The organism is Luteibacter sp., assembly GCF_036499525.1.
Classification (GTDB): Bacteria; Pseudomonadota; Gammaproteobacteria; order Xanthomonadales; family Rhodanobacteraceae; genus Luteibacter.
This window is the reverse complement of record NZ_DASYDO010000069.1, coordinates 106,488-123,613: the sequence shown is the minus strand read 5'-3', so window position 1 is coordinate 123,613 and position 17,126 is coordinate 106,488. Positions and strand designations below refer to the sequence as shown.

Below are 17,126 nucleotides of genomic sequence, written 5' to 3'. Positions count from 1 at the left end.
GGCTACGGCACTGATGACCACCTCATCACCATCAGCTACCTGATCTGCGCCAACCTCAGGCATCTACCGAAGAATCCCTGGCTCGACCCCGATCAACAGACCGCGGCCTGAAGGTCAACCACACGGATCGAGAGAGAGCCCAAATTGAGCGCGGTCCTCTCGGCGATCTGTGTTATGGCGTGCCTTGGGGTTTCGTTGTCGATTTTGCTCTCGGCGTCAGAGGCGGCTGGCATCATGATCGGCTCTCTCGGAGTCGCCTTAGGGTTGTTCATGGCTAAGCATATGTTCGAGTCGCACTCGATTAAGCTCGACGAGCAAGGCGTTGAGCAAATCATTGTGCTTTCTGGCCGACGCTTCATGGCACGCAGGCAGCTGAAATGGTGTGAGATCGACGATGTCTGTCGGGTAGGACTTGCCTATCATATGAAAGGAAATGGTGGGGAGGTCTGCGTGAATATGGCGGTCTTCTGGCATTGGGAAAAGGTGTCGGCATATGTCCTTGCGGGTCTTCCCGATAACGTCAGGGAACGGGCGGGGTTGTCCTGATTCCCTTTCAGTCAAAGCGCTTCCGCACTCTACCGACCTCACTACCGCACGATCACAGGCCATCGTGTCAGGAAATCGCTTAGTGTCAGGACGATCATGATTGCCAGCCAGGCGAAACCGAAGCAGGCGGCAAAGTGAACGGAAGGTCCGCTCTTGCGCAACTTCATGAAGAAGAACAGCACGATCGACGCCTTGACCGCGGCGATGGCAGGGCCTGCGAAGGAGTTCCACGTGCCGAGGTGGATGCGCGACACGACGATGCTGGCTAGCAGGAGCACGCCAAGGGTGATGAGCGCCACTATGTGGGCAAAAAGCGAGGGCGGCCGCTCATTCATGCCCGCCCCACCTGGTAATAGAGCGGAAAAACGAAGATCCACACGATGTCGACGAGATGCCAGTACAGAGCGGTCACTTCCAACGACGTGTGGGACTCGGGGCAGAAGTCGCCCTGCCGCGTACGCACGGCCATCACGAGCAGCAAAGCCACGCCAATGGCCACGTGTAGCCCATGGAATGCAGTGGTGACGTAGTAGAGAAAGAAGAACAGGCGTTGCTGGGATGCGAGCCCGCCTACTTCCTCGTAACGTATGCCGGGAATCACGGCGGCCTTGTAATCGTCGTAATACTCCAGTCCATGGATGACGAGGAAGGCGACGCCGAGCGCGGCGGTGGAACACAAGAGAAACACCGCGAGCCGCCGGCCCCCAAGCTGCACATCGCGGATCGCCAACGCCACGGTGAAGCTGCTGGTAAGGAGCACACCCGTCTCGATGCCGCCCAGCGTCAGGTCGGTGTGCCGGCTGGCCGAGGCGAAGGCGTCAGGCCAGAGCACGCGGCATACCGTGTACGCGGCGAACAGCACGCCGAAGAACAGTACCTCGGTCGCCAGGAACGCCCACATGCCCAGCGTCGCCGCGTCGCGCTGCTGCGCGGCGTCGTCGAACTGCTCGGCTGTGCGCGGGGCGGAAGCGTTCATGGGTGCTTATAGGCGTAGGGGCCGTCGGTGACGACCGGCGGTACGTCGAAATTGTGTGTGGGTGGGGGCGATGGCGTCGTCCATTCCAGGCCTTCCACACCCCAAGGGTCATTCGAAGCACGTTCGCCGAAGCGCAACGACCACAGGAAGTAACCGATGGGCAGCAGGTACGATGCGGCGAGCAGCACCGAGCCTGCCGACGACAATACGTTCAGCAGTCCGTATTCGGAAGGATATGAGTGATAACGCCGCGGCATGCCCTCGGCACCGGCGAGGAACTGTGGGAAGAAGGTGAGGTTGAAGCCGAGGAACATGAGGATGGCGGCGAACCGGGCCCACGCTTCGGAGTACATGCGCCCGGTGATCTTAGGCCACCAGAAGTGGATGCCGCCGAGATAGGCCATCACTGCACCGCCCACCATGATGTAGTGGAAATGGGCGACGACGAAGTAGGTGTCCGTGAGGTTCACGTCAAGCGCCGTGGCGGCGAGGAACAGCCCGGTCAGACCGCCCAGCATGAACAGTCCGACGAAGCCAAGCGCGTAGATCATCGGCGCGCCGAAGGCGATGTCGCCCTTATAGAGCGTGGCCGTCCAGTTGAACACCTTGATCGCCGACGGCACGGCGATGATGAAGCTCAGGATGGAGAACACGATGCTCGCATACATGGACTGGCCGGCGACGAACATATGGTGACCCCAGACCAGGAACCCGATTACCGCGATGCCGATGATCGAATACACCATGAAGTGATAGCCGAAGATCTTCCGCCGCACGCTGGCGGTGATGAGTTCGCTCACCACACCCATGGCCGGTAGCACCATGATGTACACGGCCGGGTGCGAATAAAACCAGAAGAAGTGCTGGAACAACAGCGGATCACCACCCAGCGCGGGATCGAAGATGCCGATGCCGAGCAGGCGTTCCGCCGCGATGAGGGCCAGCGTCATGGCCAGTACCGGTGTCGCCAGCATCATGACCAGGGACACGCCGTACATCGACCACACGAAGAGTGGCATGCGGAACCAGTTCATGCCTGTCGTGCGCATGGTGTGGATCGTGACGATGAAATTGAGCCCCGTGAGGATCGACGAGAAACCGACGACGAACACACCCACCACGGTCAGCATCACGTGGGAGTTAGAGAACATCGTGGAGAAGGGTGTGTAGAACGTCCACCCTGTGTCAACGCCGCCCAGCAGCAGGCAGGCGACCGTGAACACGCCGCCGGTCACGTAGAGGTACCAACTGAAGAGGTTGAGGCGCGGGAACGCCACGTCGCGCGCGCCGATCATCATCGGCAGGAGGAAATTGCCCAACGTGGCGGGAATGGAGGGAATGAGGAAGAACCACACCATCACCACGCCATGGAAGGTGAAAGTCTTGTTGTAGGTTTCCGCGCTCATCACGTCGCCCGCCGGCGTGGCCAGTTCGAGGCGCATGAGCGCCGCGGCGATGCCGCCCAGGAAGAAAAAGAACGTGATCGAGACTGCGTAAAGGATCGCGATTCGCTTGTGATCGTGCGTTGCCAGCCAGGACCGGAGCGTGTTGCCGTCCGTGAGGTAGCTGGGCGGGACGTGTTCAGCGGGCTGCATGGGGTATCTCCCTGTCCGTGCCACGGACCTTGAGGTAGGCGACCAGTGCGAGAATGTCTGCTTCGTCGATCCGGTCCTTGTAACTGGGCATCAGCGGCGCATAGCCCGCCGCAACCTCGCTGCCGGGCAAGGTGATCGCGTCGTGCAGGTAGCGCTCGTCGGCTAGCACCTGGCGGCCGTCGGCCAGTGGCACCGTGCTTCCATAGAGGCCGTCCAGACGGGGGGCATGCACGGAGGAACCAGCGTCGTGGCAACCCGCGCACCCGAAGCGGGTAAACAGCATCCGGCCCTGGTCGGCGAGCGATCCACTGGCATGGCTGGCCAGCCAGCGTGCGTGGCCCGCCGGCGTCTGGACGACGACGACCCCGCCCATCCGGGAATGATCGGTACCGCAATACTCCGCGCAGAAGAGGTTGTACGTGCCCGTGCGCGTGGGCGTGAACCACAGCTGCGTATAGCGGCCGGGCAGCACGTCCTGTTTCACCCGGAAGGCCGGAATGGACACATCGTGGATCACGTCCTGCGAAATCATCACCAGGCGAATGGGCTGGCCCGTTGCCACGTGCAGCGTGTCGATCTCGCGCTGGCCGTCGGGATGTTCGAATTCCCACATCCACTGCTTACCGACCACGTGGATCGTCGATGCGTTTGCCGGCGGCGTTCGCATGACGATCCAGAGGCGGATGCTCCAGACGAAGATGGCGAGGAACATCGCGAACGGCACGAGCGTCCAGACCATCTCGATGCCGAGTTCCCGGTGCGATTCGCCGCTGCGGTCCACATGGCGGCCGCGCCGGAAACGAATGGCGAACACCAGCATCGTGGTGAACACGCCCAGCACCACGACCGTCGACAGGCCGAGCATCGCATAGAACAGGCCATCGACCCGACCGGCGAAGCTGGATGCCTCAGGCAGGAAGGTCATGGTGTCCTCCTTCGCAGCCACAGCGCGCCGGCGGCCATGACGACGAGGAAGGCACAGCCCAGCGCCATCATGAGGCGCGACACCAGCAGGCTGTAGCGACCGGTGGCAGGGTCGTACCCGCAGCAGAGCAGGACGAGCCGATCGATGACGGTGCCCAGCCGCCCGTGTGAGGCGTCGACCAGCGCGAGGCGCAAGGCGTGCGCATCGTAGTCCACGCCGAAGAAGTACTGTGCCACGCGCCCGTCCGGCGCCACGACGACGAAACCGGCGGGGTGCACGTACTGGCCGTCGCGCGGGTCCCTGAAGTAACGGAAACCCACAGTATGGGTAAGCGTGGCGACGGACGGTGGCGCCGCCGTTGCCCAGGTCCAGCGTATCGCCTGGCCCTGGGGTTCCATGCGGGCGACCAGGTCGCGCGCCTCCCGCGCATCGAGTGCGGTTTCGTTAGGCGCGATGCTCACGAAGGCCACTTGGTAATCGGCGCCCACCCCCAGCGGTACCCGCGCTACGGCTGAGGCGATGCCGCGCAACGTGAGGTCGCAGAGGTTGGGACAGCGGTAATAGCCGAAGGCGAGCAGCAGGGGTTTGCCGTCCGCGATCGTCGCGAGCGTTTTTGCATGGCCATCCGCGTCGGTAAGCGGCACATCCATGGGCACCCGCGCACCGATATGTTGATCGAAGCCGGCACGCCGGTCGAGGTCGCGCGGCGGCGGAACGGCTGCGAAGGCGGGCGCGAGCAAGAGCAGCAAGAAGGCGGATACGAGGAGCCGTATCATGGCTTTCGATCTCCTTCCTTCGCCATCAGCCGCATCGCGCGTTCCACCGGAATCCGCGCGACGCCGCGTTCGCGATCGACCCAGCCCCACTCGTTCGCGTTGCGCTGCCGGCGGCGGAACATCTCCATGTCGCGGCGCGGTTCCGGCTGGAGTTTCGGTTCGCCGGCGCGGGGCGACGGCACAGGGGCGGTGACCCAGCCGCGCCAAAGGAAGAAACAGGCCACCAGCACGACCATGGTCGACCCCGCGAGCAGCGCTGCCAGGGACGCGAGCCGGCGAGTGGCGAGGCCCTGCGGTTCATGCGTCACGGCATCACCATCCATGCGACATGGCAGGCCTGGCCCAGCAACACAGAGGCGGCGGCTGCCCGCAACACATGGACCCTGGCCTTCGCCTTGCGCGAGAGAAGCAGCACGAAAGGCACGACGAGTTGGAACACGATCGCTGCGATTGCCAGCGCGGCCCAAGAGCCCTGCGTGCGGGGCAGGTACCAAGCGGTTTCGTACGGCAGGTCGGCCATCCAGGCGGTGAGGTAATCGATGCCGGCGAGATAGGCCCAGCCGAGGCAGGCGGCGAAGAGCAACGAGGCCTGGTCGCCGCGGAAGATGGGCGGCACGACCGAGGATTCCCGGGGTGTTCGCAAGAGTACGGCCGTGGACAGGGCCACCAGCAACTGGCCGAGCGCGAGCACCAGTCCTATCGCTGAGGATCGCCACTCGGGCGAGAGCGAAACGATCCAGTCGTTCGCGAACACACCGCAGGCGAACAGCCAGACGATCAGGCTCGCGGCGGGCGCACGCGTCGCCAGCCGCCACGCGATCGCCCACGCGACGAAGCAGCCGGCGGTCCGCCAGGCGAGGAACGGATAACTGAGGTACCAGCGCCGCGCTTCCTCCACCGGATGGTGGATCCATGGGAAAAGGTGTGGCGCGGCGATCAGCATGGGCGCGCTCGCAAGCGCGGCCAGGGGCAGTAACATGCGCAGCATTCTCCAGCGCGTTGCCAGGACGCCGCCCCATGCGCCGCCGGTGAGCCGGTGGATGGCCTGCCAGGCAATGGCGCCGACGCTCGCGCCGGTGAACAACAACCATGCCGCAAGCCATGCGTGCAGGATCATTGCCGGGCTCCCTCGCTGGGCAGGTCGCGGAGCCGTGAGAGGTCCTCCGGTTCCAAGCGGTCCACGGGTGCGTGGCGGCTGAACTGCAGGGCACGGATATAAGCGACGATGGCTTGCCGGTCAGCCGGCGCAATGCGATCCGCATAGGGATACATGACACCCCAACCACGGGTGATGACATCGTAAAGGTGCCGGTCATCGGCGTCGCGCAGCCGTTGCTCGTGGTAGCTCGGTGGTCCCGGAAAACCGCGCCGCACCACCATGCCGTCACCGTCGCCGCCCACACCGTGGCAGGGCGTGCAATAGATGGTGTAGCGATCGCGTCCCCGCTCGAGCAAGCCTTCAGTGACGGCCGGTGGCGCCGGCATCGCTTCCGGGTCGGAGGTCGGTACCGTGCCGCGAGGCGGTATGCGGGAAGCGACACCATCGGCGAACAGCGGGGCCTCGCCACCGCGCTCGTAACGCGGCTGGTCGTACATCTGGTGCATGCCGCGTTCGCAGCCGGTCACCGGCAGGAGGGCGATCAGCAGGATGGCTACGCGCCTCATGACGGAACGTCCGCATGACGTAACGGCTCCAGCGCGGCAACGTCTTCGGCCACCTGATGATCATTCCACCTCGGGTCGTCCGCGCGGATGAGCAGCAGGAATCCGTCGCGGCTCGCTTCCTCGAACCACGCCACGTTGAACTCCGGCCGGTAGAGAGTGGGCAGGCGGCTGCCCACCAGGAACGCCACGAAGCCGGCGACGACGGCGAGCAGGATGACGACTTCCACGGCCGATGGCATGAAGGCCGGCCAGCTCGCCGCAGGACGCCCGCCGACGTTGAGCGGATAGTCCACCGCGGCGGCGTGGTATTGCAGCCAGAGCATGCCGATACCACCGATCAGGCCGCCCGTGAGCATCGCGGGCGGAATGCGTTTCGGCGGCGACCCCAGCTTTTCCATCAGTCCGTCCACCGCATAGGGCGAAAAAGCTTCGAGCCGGGTGTAGCCGAGCGCATGCAGCGCGTCGACCGCGGAGGCCAGTTCGTGCGCGTCGTGCAACTGGAGAAGGCGGCCATGCACGCTCATGGCCGGGTATCCACGCGTTCGGCCGCGTGCCGGCGAAGTTCGGCGATCGACAGGACGGGAACGAGGCGAACGAAAATGAGGAAGAGCAGCGCGAACAGGCCGATCGACCCCAGCAGGAAGGCGCCATCCCATACCGTGGGGTGGAACATGCCCCAGCTCGACGGCAGGAAATCGCGGTACAGGCTGGTGACGATGAGCATGAAGCGTTCCATCCACATGCCCGTGAGCACCAGCAGGGCGATGACGACGAGCGCGAGGGGGCTGGTGCGTACCCGAGGCCACCACAGGGCCTGGATGGAAAGGCTGTTGCAAGCGATGGTGGCCCAGAACAGCCATGCGTACGCGCCTTGCATGCGATGGCGTTGCAGGGCGGTGTCGTACGGATCGCCGCCGACATATGCGGTGAAGATTTCGGCGGCATAACCATAGGTCACCACCCAGCCTACGGCGAGCATCATTTTCGCGAGCTTGTCGAGGTGTTCGTCCGTGATGAATTCCTCCAGCGCGTAAGCTTTACGCAGCGGCACGGCCAGCACGATGACCATCGCCGCGCCGGAGAACAGTGCACCGGCCACGAAGAACGGCGGGAAAATCGTCGAATGCCAGCCCGGCAGGAGCCCTTCGGAGAAATCCAGCGCCACCATGCTGTGCACCGAGAACACGAGCGGCACGGCCAGGCCCGCGAGGATCTTCACCAGGGTCGCATGCCGTTCCCATTGGCGCGCCTCGCCACGCCAGCCGATCGCCAGCAGGCCATAAAACACCTGTTGTCCGCGCGAGCTCGCGCGATCGCGCACCGCCGCCAGATCCGGGATGAGTCCGACATAGAAATAGATCACCGACACGATCACGTACGCACCGATCGCGAAGAAATCCCAGACGAGCGCGCTGCGCCATTGCGGCCACAGGCCCATGCGGTCGGGGTAGGGGGCCAGCCAGTAGGAAAACCACGGCCGGCCGAGATGGAAGATGGGGAACAGTGACGAGACGGCCAGGGCAAACACGGTCATCGCCTCGGCGAACCGGTTCAGGGCGGAGCGCCAGCCCTGCCGCGTGAGGTAGAGCGCGGCGGAGATGAAGGTACCCGCCATGCCGATGCCGATCCACCAGACATAGTTGGCGATGGCGAAACCCCAGGCCACGGGCATGCTCACCCCCCAGATGCCCACGCCGCGTACCAGCAGTACGACGATGGCGACGACCAGCAGGGCAGTGAGCAGCGCCGCCGCGCCGAAGGCCAGCTTCCATCGGAGGCCGGCGCGATGCACCAGTACGAGGCCGGTCACGATGTCAGTGACTTCGGCGGGTGTGGCGAAATGGGCGGGCTCGCGGTCGGTCACGACTCCCCCCACGCCGGATTCGGATTGCGCAAGGCGCCCAGGTAAGTCGTGCGCGGCCGTGTGTTCAATTCCTCGAGCAGGACGTAACGACGCGTCGACCGGTTCGCCTTTGCGACCGCGCTGGCCTCGTCGCCCAGGTCGCCGAAGACGATCGCCCGGGTGGGGCAGGCGTCCTGGCAGGCTGTCGTCACCTCGTTTTCGGCGATGCGCCGGCTATCGCGGTCGGCGGCGATATGGGCGCGCTCGATACGCTGCACGCAGTACGTGCATTTCTCCATGACGCCGCGGGAGCGGACGGTGACGTCCGGATTGCGCATGGCCTTCAGGCTTTCGCTGGCGAGGTCCGCGTACTGCAGGAAGTTGAACCGGCGCACCTTGTACGGACAGTTGTTCGAGCAGAAGCGCGTGCCGACGCAGCGGTTGTAGACCTGCAGGTTGAGGCCTTCACTGTCGTGCACGGTCGCCTCGACGGGGCAGACGACCTCGCACGGTGCATGCTCGCAGTGCATGCAGGGCACCGGCTGGTGATAGGTAAGCGGCGCGGCGGGCGACCCTTCGTGATAGCGGTCCACGCGTATCCAGTGCATGCGCCGCCCGCGGGCGACTTCTTCCTTGCCGACCACGGGAATATTGTTTTCGGCCTGGCAGGCGATCGTACAAGCGTTGCAGCCGATACAGGCATTTAAATCGATGCTCATGGCCCAGCGGTACTCGCCGTGCGCCACGTCGGGGTAAAGACTGGACGGTACGGTACTTCCGCCTTTGGGTGGATGCGCAGGCGTTCCCGTGCGGACGATGTCGCGACGGCCCATGTCTTGTTGGGCCTGGGTGGATGCAAGCATGTCGCGGCGATCCAGCTTCGTCAGCACCAGCCCGCCGATGTGCCAGGTGTCGTCGCTGTCGCGCAGAGTGTAGGCGTCATAACCGAGTCCTTCGGCGATCCCGCTGCGCCGTCCATAGCCGAGCGTCACGGTGACGCTGTTCGTCGCCTGTCCCGGCACGACGAGCACCGGTGCCTCGACGTGTCGTCCGTTCGCCTCCAGGCGAACGGCATCACCGTCACGCAGGTCGCGCTCCGCGGCGAGCGCGGGTGAGATCCAGGCGGCGTTGCCCCAGGTGAGCGATGTCACGGGGCGCGGTAGTTCCTGCAACCAGGCGTTATGCGCATGGCGACCGTCCCACAGGTGTTCGTCGGGGCGGAACAGCAGTTCCAATGCGTTGGGCATGTAGGAGCGCGCCCTGCGCGCGACAGCTTCTTGCGGTGAGGCATCGGGCCTTGTGGGGTTTCGCGATAGGCTGTCGTGCGCAGGGCGCGCCCCTACGGGGGGCGGCGTGGATTCGAAAACACCATCGCGCAGCGCCGATGTCCACGCCTCCTCGTCCAGTTGCGGCCACGTCGAGCGCACACGCTCGCGCGCATCGTTCGGCACGCCACCCAGCAACAGGTCCATCACGTCATGCATCGAGCGCGCATCCGACAACGGTGCAAGCACCGGCTGCACGATGCTCGCGATGCCATCCAGCGTGAGCAGGTCCGACCAGGTTTCAAAGGGATGTAACGCGGGCAAATGCCATTGCACGGCCTCCGCCGTTTCGTCGCGATAACGGCCGAGGTGTGCTGTGTGTGCCACGTGGCGCAGTGCTTCCGCGAAAACCGGTGCCGTATACAGCGGGTTCGTTTCCAGCAGGACCAGCGTGTCCACATGGCCTGCGTGCATGTCGGCGACGAGGTCCTCGAGCGGTTCGTCATCGCTCTGCGTCGCGAGTTCGCGCAGCACCGTCTTGTCGTTACCCAAAAGCCGGTTCATCGCGCGTACGAGGTCGTGAACCACTGCAGGCTGATAAGGCCCGGCGAGTACCAGCGACGCACCCGCATTCGCGCGCAGATCCCCGGCCATGGCCGCGATCCGTCCGTGGGAGAACGCGTCCAGCCCGGGAACATCGACGGCCACTCCAAGGGCCGAGGCCAGCGCCGCGGCGATTTTCGGTATCTCGGTCGCCGCCGCTGGCCACAGGTGGTCCGCATTGCGTCCGGTGAGCGACGGCGTCGGCTCGATCGCGTAGAGGCGGGACATCGTATCGGCTGTCCGGCGCGCCTCAGCGAAGTCTCGCGCATGACGGACGTGCCCCGGGAACGCACCCAAGGGGTCTGCATCGAGTGCGACGATCGTGCGTGCCCTGGACATGTCCGGCCACACCCGGCCCGGGCGCCCGCCCGCAGGGTCGTGCACATGCCAGCGAGCGCCCGGATAGCGTGCGAGTAACGCGTCGCGTTGACGCGCCAGCGTTGGCGAAGCGATGGTTCCGGAAAGGATGCGCAGGCCGTCGCCACGTTCACCGAAGCGTCGGCGCCACGCCGCCGCTTCGCCTTCGAAGGCAGCCCAGCTCGATGGAGCACCTTGCCGGCGCGGCGCGTCTGAGCGGGCCGGATCCCACAGGTCGAGTACCGCTGCCTGCATGCGCGGGTCGCTGCCGCCGTAGCTGGCCGGGTGGCGGGGATTGCCCTCCAGCTTGACCGGGCGTCCATCCCGCAGCTCGACCAAGACACCTACCACGTCGCCACCGGTGGCGAGCGCCGTCGCATAGCGGGCAGCGTGGGGGACGGAGCGGCCGTCGCGACCGACCTGCGGCACGATGCGCCCGGGCGGTGGCCCCGAACAGCCGGCGAGACCGGCGAATGCCAGGGAGGCGCCCAGCAGGCGCAGGAACCCGCGTCGATCGAGGGCGGGTTCTAGGTCGGCCAGCGGAGGCCACGCGGCGGCCACCAGAGCACGGCGCGCAGGATCGTCGGCGAGCTCGTCCAGTGCCCGCCAGAACCGCGGCGAACCCGGCGGGGGCAACGCTTCACGCAATGCATCGAGGGCGCTCACCGGTGGCATATCGAACAATCCGTCAGGCGACGCCGGTCGATCCGATACGCGTCGACGAGGTGTATGCCAAGCGCATCGTCGGCGCCGGGATGGCGGTCGTCCATGGCGAACGCCTGGTCCCGTGGGCGCACGAAGCGTTCCGGATGGCGATGGCACTCCAGGCACCACTTCATCGACAGCGAGGCGACGCGGCGCATCAACGGCATGCGGTCCACCCGTCCGTGGCAGGAAACGCAGCCAACACCTTTTGCCACATGAATGGAATGGTCGAAGTACACGAAGTCGGGAAGGTCGTTGACCCGGTTCCAGTGCAGGGGTACGCCGGTGCGCCAGCTTTCAATCAAAGGTGCCAGCGGCGGCTGATCCATAAAAAGTTGCGAATGACATGTCATGCACGTCGATATCGGCGGTATGCCGGCGAATGCATCGGTCTCCACGCCCGCATGGCAGTAGCGGCAGTCGATGCCGACCTCGCCTACATGGTGCTGGTGGCTGAAAGGTACCGGCTGTTCCACGGCCTCGTTTTCCCTGTCCGGCTCCGCGGTGACGCCGCGCCAGACGAAGACGGCGGTGACGGCGGCCACCAGCATGCCCAGCATCGCCAGCTTGGCGTAGAGGCCGGAGCGCGGGTGGAAAATCTGTGCCATCTCCCTCTCGTACCGGCCTAACGCGTTCACGCTATTCGTGGGCCCGTGCGGGATTCGTGAAGCCGGGAAACGCGCGGCGTACACCGAACGTGGCCGGATTCGCGCTCACGCTGACCCTATGTCCGTCATTGCCCCCACCATCGTCATCGACGGTCTTCCGCGCGTTGTCCAGGAAGGCGAACGACTGGTTGACCTGTTCATCCGCCATGGCATCGAGGTGCCGCGCGTCTGCTACAACGAGGCACTCGGTCCACTGAAGACGTGCGACACGTGCTGGGTCGAGGTGGATGGCGAGCTGGTCCGCAGTTGCGATCACGTCGCACAGCCCGGAAGTCATGTCGACACGCGCGGCGAGAAGGCAGCGGCAGCACGTGAGGAAGGCATGGATCGCCTGCTTGCCAAGCACGAGTTGTATTGCACCGTCTGCGAACATAACCTCGGCGACTGTACCTTGCACAACACCGTCGCCGCGATGGACATGCCGATCCAGCGCTATCCCTTCGTACGCAAGCCTTACGCGAAGGACACGAGCAATCCGTTCTACACGTACGATCCCGACCAGTGCATCCTCTGCGGGCGCTGCGTCGAGGCATGCCAGAATGTCGAGGTCAACGAAACCCTCAGCATCGATTACACGGCGGAGCATCCGCGCGTGCTCTGGGACGGCGGCCGCCCCATCGATCAGTCCAGCTGCGTGTCCTGCGGTCATTGCGTCACCGTCTGTCCGTGCAACGCGTTGCTGGAAAAGACCATGCAACCGGATGCAGGACCGTTCACCGCCATGGAAGAGCGGGTGAAACGTCCGCTGATCGACTTGGTGAAGGCGCTGGAGAACACCACTGGCGCGCGGCCGGTCACGGCGCTTTCGGAGATCGACGCGACGATGCGGCAGGCCGAGGTCCGCCGCACGAAGACTGTGTGCACGTATTGCGGCGTGGGTTGTGCCTTCGAGATGGTCACGCGTGACCGGCATATCCTGAAGGTGCAGCCGGTCATCGATGCCCCTGCGAATGGCATCTCTACCTGCGTGAAAGGCAAGTTCGGCTGGGATTTCGTCAACAGCCCGGACCGTCTCACCCGACCCCTGATCCGGGATAACGGCGCCTTCCGCGAGGCAAGCTGGGACGAGGCGCTGGACCTCGTGGCGAACCGCCTCCGCGAAGTGCACGCGCAGCACGGCCCCAAGGCGATGGGCTTCATCGGTTCGAGCAAGGCCAGCAACGAAGAGGCCTATCTCACCCAGAAGATCGCGCGTTCGATCTTCGGCACCAACAGCGTGGACAACTCGTCGCGTTACTGCCAGAACCCCGCGACCATGGGCCTGTTCCGTACCGTCGGTTACGGTGGCGATGCCGGATCGATCAAGGATATCGAGAAGGCCGAACTGGTGGTGCTCGTGGGCTCCAACACGGCCGAATGTCATCCGGTGATCGCCACGCGGATCAAACGGGCGCACAAGCTACGTGGGCAGAAATTGCTGGTGGTCGATCCGCGTCGTCATGAAATGGCGGATCGCGCGAATGTGTTTCTTCAGCTGACGCCGAGCACGGACCTCGTATGGGCCAGCGCGACGGCGCGTTACATCCTGGACGAAGGGCTGGCCGACATGGACTTCCTGGCGCAGCGCGTGAACGGGCTGGATGAGTACCGGCGCTCGCTGGCGCCCTTCACGATGGAGTTCGCGGAAGCGATGACGGGGGTACCGCGCGCGCAGCTCGAGGAAGCGGCCCGGATGATCGCGGGTGCCGGAAGCGTCTGCCTGCTCTGGGCCATGGGCATCACCCAGCATACGCATGGGTCGGACACGAGCACGGCCTTGTCGAACCTGCTCCTGGTCACGGGCAATTATGGGCGGCCCGGTACGGGCGGCTACCCCATGCGCGGCCACAACAACGTGCAGGGCGCCAGCGATTTCGGCTGCCTGAAGGACATCTATCCCGGTTACGAGAAGGTGACCGACGAAGCCGTGCGGGCGAAATGGGCGAAAGCCTGGGGCGTCCCCGTGGAGCGCCTCTCGAACGAACCCGGACTCGACAATTTCGCCATGGTCGTGGAAGCGGGGAAGGGCAAGGTCAAGGCGATGTGGGTCATCGGCGAGGAAACTGCCATTTCCGACGCGGATACCTCGAATGTGGAGAAAGCTTTCTCCGGCATGGACTTCTTCGTGGTGCAGGACATGTTCCTGAGCCGGACGGCGCAATTCGCCGACGTGGTGCTGCCCGCATGCCCCAGCGTGGAGAAGGACGGTACGTTCACCAACACCGAACGACGCATCCAGCGCTTCCACCAGGTGATGCCGCCGTTGGGTGACAGCCGGCCGGACTGGTGGATCCTCAACGAGGTGGCAAAGCGTCTTGGTCATGACTGGGGCTATACGGGGCCGGCGGACATCATGCGCGAATGCGCCGGCATCGCCGAGATGTTCGCCGGGGTGAGCTACGAGCGGCTCGAGGGTTGGAAGTCCCTGCAGTGGCCCGTCACGGCCGACGGCAAGGACACGCCACTTCTCTACACGGAGAAGTTCAAGTTCCCCGACGGCAAGGCGAAGCTGTACCCCCTGGAATGGAAGGCGCCAGGTGAGGAAGCCGACGAAACCTACGACCTCATGCTCGACAACGGCCGGTTGCTTGAACACTTCCAGTCCAGGAACCAGACGGGACGCGGCGGTCGCATCGACCATCTGTCGCCGGACTGGTTCGTGGAAATCGGTACGGATCTCGCGCGCGAGCGCGGTATCGAGGACGGTACCTGGTTGAAGGTGACGTCGCGACGCGCCAGCGTGGAAGTGCGCGCCGTGGTTACCGATCGGGTGCAGGGCAATACGTTGTTCTTGCCCATCCATCACTCGAAGCCGGGTGTGAACGCGCTCACCGGCGAGCACCACGATCCCGACGTCAACACGCCCGGCTACAAGGAGCTTGCCGTGCGCATCGAGAAGCTGCCCCGCCCCAAAGGGGAGCCTGCCTTGCCCTATCGCAATTTCCGCTACGGCCGGCGCACGCCGAACGGCGGCCCGGATGCGCGGGCGAAGTGGGAACGTCCGGAATACGAACAACCGCCCCGGCACATCGAGCATCCGGAGACGCTGTGATGGCCGAGCCCCTCAATTTCAAACCCACGCCCGTCCGCACGCATGCCACAGCGCGCGAGGAACTGGACAGGCTCGTGGAAACCCTGCACGAACACGGCGTGCTGCGCCTGGCGAACGACATCGTCGCAGCTAACCAGGGTATCGCCGCCATCGTGGTGAAAGGGCTGGAAACCGACGGCGCGCGTAACGTCATGCAGAACCTCTCGGCGCTTGCGATGGTGCTTGGCAAGGTGCCACCGGGAGCCGTCTACAAATTCGCGGAGGCCATTCGCGAAGCCGCGCAGGTACTCGAAGCCGGGCGGCACGAACCGGACGATGCGGCGCCCGGTGTACGTGGCATCTACCGCCTGCTCAACGACGACGAGCTATGGCAGACCTTGACGCCGCTGGCCCGCGCGATCGGCATCTTCGGCCGCGCCATGGCGCGGCCAACGCCCGAAAAGCCGATCACCGCTTACAGCGGTAAGGAAAGCGACGCGTAGCGCATCGTCTTGAACGAAGCCCTGGAGTCGCTGACGAAGACTTCGGGCTGCTCCCAGGCCGCGACATGATCTCCCTTCGGCCCAGCTCTTCGGGGCGGCATGGCGTCACGTTGTCGAGGATATCGTCTTGGACGATATGGTTTCGCACTAACACACAGAGGACTACTATTTGCCCCGCAGGGCCGTACGCGCCCGATCGTTACAACTCACCGCGAAGGATGTTCCATGGCTGTTCACCTGGTTGCCGCGCTCGACGAAAACTTTGCCATCGGCAGAAAGGGCGGCTTGCCCTGGCACCTTCCGGACGATCTGAAATATTTCAAGAAACTCACCAAGGACAAGGCCGTGCTGATGGGCCGGAAGACGGCCGAGTCGATCGGCAAGCCATTGCCCGACCGCGACAACTACGTGCTGACGCGCAAGGGCAACGCCCCGTATGTGGGCCAGGTCACGGTGCGTTCGATCCAGGAAGCCCAGGCCAGCTGTGGACACACCGGGCTCATGGTGATCGGTGGAGGCGAGGTGTTCCGGGAGGCCTTGCCTCTGGCCAGCACCCTGTACCTGACCTGGGTCTTCGCGGCCGTGGAAGGCGCCGACGTGTTCTTCCCAGGCATCGATTTCAAGGATTGGGACGAGGTATCCCGCATACACCATAAGAAGGACGCGGATCACCCCTACTCATTCGATATGGTCGAATACGTCAGGAAGGACCCGGTAGGCCATCACAAGGATCACGACCAGCACCGGGGTCGCTGATGCACGTAGTCGCCGGCGTTCTCGTCGACGGCAGCGGACGGATCCTCATCGCGCAGCGCCCGGCGGGAAAGCACCTGGCGGGCATGTGGGAATTCCCGGGTGGCAAGCTTGAGCCGGGTGAGGCCGCCATGGCGGCCCTTGAGCGCGAGTTGGACGAGGAACTCGGCATCGTGGTCGATCCGGCCTCCTTCGAGGCCCTGATACGGGTACCCTGGCGATACGGTGAGCGTGAGATGTTGCTGGAAGCGGTGCTCGTGCGAGGTTGGACGGGTGAGCCAGCGGCGCTCGACGCCGCGGCGATCGCCTGGCACGCGCCTTCGTCCATTGCCCCAGCCCTCCTGGCGCCCGCGGACCGGCCGATCCTTGCGGCGTTACGCCTGCCCCCGCATTACCCGATCAGTCCGGCCGACGCCTCCCCTGACGAGGCGGCCGCATGGGTACTGGCGGCGCTGGCGCGGGGCGAGCGCTTGTTGCAATGGCGGCTTCCGGCCTTGCCGGTCGAGACGGTGCGCGCGGTGGCTGCGGAAGTCTTGCCGGCGGTTCGCCGGGTCGGCGCGCAGCTTCTGCTGAACCGTGACATCGAGGGCGCGCTGGAGCTCGGTACCGGCGTGCACCTGGCGTCGTCACAGCTGGACGAACTCGCCGCCAGGCCGCTGCCGCTTTCCGTGGCGGTCGGCGTCTCCTGCCACGATGCCCGGGAGCTGGAACTCGCCTCACGCCTCGGGTGTGATTTTGCGACGCTTTCGCCGGTTCTTGCGACGGTGCGCCATCCGGACGCGGAACCGATTGGCTGGCCGCGTTTCGCCCGGCTGGCGGAAGCCGCCTCGCTGCCCGTCTACGCCTTGGGTGGCCTTGGTCCCGGCGATGTGGCCGAGGCCAGAATGCACGCCGGCCAGGGCGTCGCAGGCATCGGAGCGTTCCTGTAGGAGCGCG

At 65.0% G+C, this 17,126-nt stretch carries 17 protein-coding genes; 5 read left to right on the top strand and 12 right to left on the bottom strand.

The annotated features are described in order from the left end of the window. Positions 1-234 precede the first annotated feature (234 nt). A complete protein-coding gene (locus VGM71_RS14520) occupies positions 235-546 on the top strand; it encodes a hypothetical protein (protein WP_331546392.1) in 312 nt (103 codons plus the stop codon). A 41-nt stretch (positions 547-587) separates the two neighbouring features. Here VGM71_RS14520 and VGM71_RS14515 read toward each other — a convergent pair whose 3' ends face one another. Genes VGM71_RS14515 through VGM71_RS14460 form a run of 12 tightly spaced genes read right to left on the bottom strand, consistent with a single transcriptional unit; the run spans position 588 to position 11,816 of the window. Next, positions 588-845 carry a cytochrome C oxidase subunit IV family protein gene (locus VGM71_RS14515; protein ID WP_331546390.1) on the bottom strand — a complete coding sequence of 86 codons (258 nt, stop codon included), beginning with the start codon at positions 843-845 and terminating at the stop codon, positions 588-590. A 32-nt stretch (positions 846-877) separates the two neighbouring features. After that, entirely contained in the window at positions 878-1,522 is a 645-nt protein-coding gene (locus VGM71_RS14510) for a cytochrome c oxidase subunit 3 family protein (protein WP_331546388.1), read from the bottom strand. After that, positions 1,519-3,117, bottom strand: a complete 1,599-nt coding sequence (gene ctaD, locus VGM71_RS14505; RefSeq protein WP_331546386.1) for a cytochrome c oxidase subunit I — start codon at positions 3,115-3,117, stop codon at positions 1,519-1,521. Before ctaD ends, VGM71_RS14510 begins: the two co-directional genes overlap by 4 nt. Further along, complete coding sequence (coxB, locus tag VGM71_RS14500) at positions 3,104-4,042, bottom strand: cytochrome c oxidase subunit II (RefSeq protein WP_331546384.1); 939 nt, start codon at positions 4,040-4,042, stop codon at positions 3,104-3,106. Before coxB ends, ctaD begins: the two co-directional genes overlap by 14 nt. Continuing rightward, a complete protein-coding gene (locus tag VGM71_RS14495) occupies positions 4,039-4,818 on the bottom strand; it encodes an SCO family protein (RefSeq protein WP_331546382.1) in 780 nt (259 codons plus the stop codon). The genes coxB and VGM71_RS14495 overlap by 4 nt, the downstream gene beginning before the upstream one ends. Further along, a complete protein-coding gene (locus VGM71_RS14490) occupies positions 4,815-5,126 on the bottom strand; it encodes a hypothetical protein (protein ID WP_331546380.1) in 312 nt (103 codons plus the stop codon). Before VGM71_RS14490 ends, VGM71_RS14495 begins: the two co-directional genes overlap by 4 nt. After that, a complete protein-coding gene (locus VGM71_RS14485) occupies positions 5,123-5,935 on the bottom strand; it encodes a hypothetical protein (protein ID WP_331546378.1) in 813 nt (270 codons plus the stop codon). Before VGM71_RS14485 ends, VGM71_RS14490 begins: the two co-directional genes overlap by 4 nt. Continuing rightward, entirely contained in the window at positions 5,932-6,483 is a 552-nt protein-coding gene (locus VGM71_RS14480; protein WP_331546376.1) for a cytochrome c, read from the bottom strand. The genes VGM71_RS14485 and VGM71_RS14480 overlap by 4 nt, the downstream gene beginning before the upstream one ends. Continuing rightward, a complete protein-coding gene (locus VGM71_RS14475) occupies positions 6,480-7,007 on the bottom strand; it encodes a DUF3341 domain-containing protein (protein ID WP_331546374.1) in 528 nt (175 codons plus the stop codon). The genes VGM71_RS14480 and VGM71_RS14475 overlap by 4 nt, the downstream gene beginning before the upstream one ends. After that, positions 7,004-8,347: an NrfD/PsrC family molybdoenzyme membrane anchor subunit gene (nrfD, locus tag VGM71_RS14470; protein ID WP_331546372.1), complete on the bottom strand. Its 1,344-nt coding sequence runs from the start codon at positions 8,345-8,347 to the stop codon at positions 7,004-7,006. The genes VGM71_RS14475 and nrfD overlap by 4 nt, the downstream gene beginning before the upstream one ends. Beyond that, the gene (locus tag VGM71_RS14465) at positions 8,344-11,226 is read right to left on the bottom strand and encodes a TAT-variant-translocated molybdopterin oxidoreductase (RefSeq protein ID WP_331546370.1); all 2,883 of its coding nucleotides are present in this window, start codon (positions 11,224-11,226) and stop codon (positions 8,344-8,346) included. The genes nrfD and VGM71_RS14465 overlap by 4 nt, the downstream gene beginning before the upstream one ends. Then, positions 11,214-11,816, bottom strand: a complete 603-nt coding sequence (locus VGM71_RS14460; RefSeq protein WP_331546368.1) for a cytochrome c3 family protein — start codon at positions 11,814-11,816, stop codon at positions 11,214-11,216. The genes VGM71_RS14465 and VGM71_RS14460 overlap by 13 nt, the downstream gene beginning before the upstream one ends. A 166-nt stretch (positions 11,817-11,982) precedes the next feature. On the opposite strand from VGM71_RS14460, the gene fdhF reads away from it, so the two are divergent. The 4 genes from fdhF to VGM71_RS14440 all read left to right on the top strand — a co-directional run bounded on the left by fdhF (position 11,983) and on the right by VGM71_RS14440 (position 17,119). Next, positions 11,983-14,955: a formate dehydrogenase subunit alpha gene (gene fdhF, locus VGM71_RS14455; protein WP_331546366.1), complete on the top strand. Its 2,973-nt coding sequence runs from the start codon at positions 11,983-11,985 to the stop codon at positions 14,953-14,955. Continuing rightward, the gene (locus tag VGM71_RS14450; RefSeq protein WP_331546364.1) at positions 14,955-15,437 is read left to right on the top strand and encodes a DUF1641 domain-containing protein; all 483 of its coding nucleotides are present in this window, start codon (positions 14,955-14,957) and stop codon (positions 15,435-15,437) included. Before fdhF ends, VGM71_RS14450 begins: the two co-directional genes overlap by 1 nt. Positions 15,438-15,662: 225 nt before the next feature. After that, positions 15,663-16,193, top strand: coding sequence for a dihydrofolate reductase (locus VGM71_RS14445; RefSeq protein ID WP_331546362.1), 531 nt, complete (start codon positions 15,663-15,665; stop codon positions 16,191-16,193). Next, complete coding sequence (locus VGM71_RS14440; RefSeq protein ID WP_331546360.1) at positions 16,193-17,119, top strand: Nudix family hydrolase; 927 nt, start codon at positions 16,193-16,195, stop codon at positions 17,117-17,119. Before VGM71_RS14445 ends, VGM71_RS14440 begins: the two co-directional genes overlap by 1 nt. The last annotated feature ends 7 nt before the right edge of the window (positions 17,120-17,126 follow it).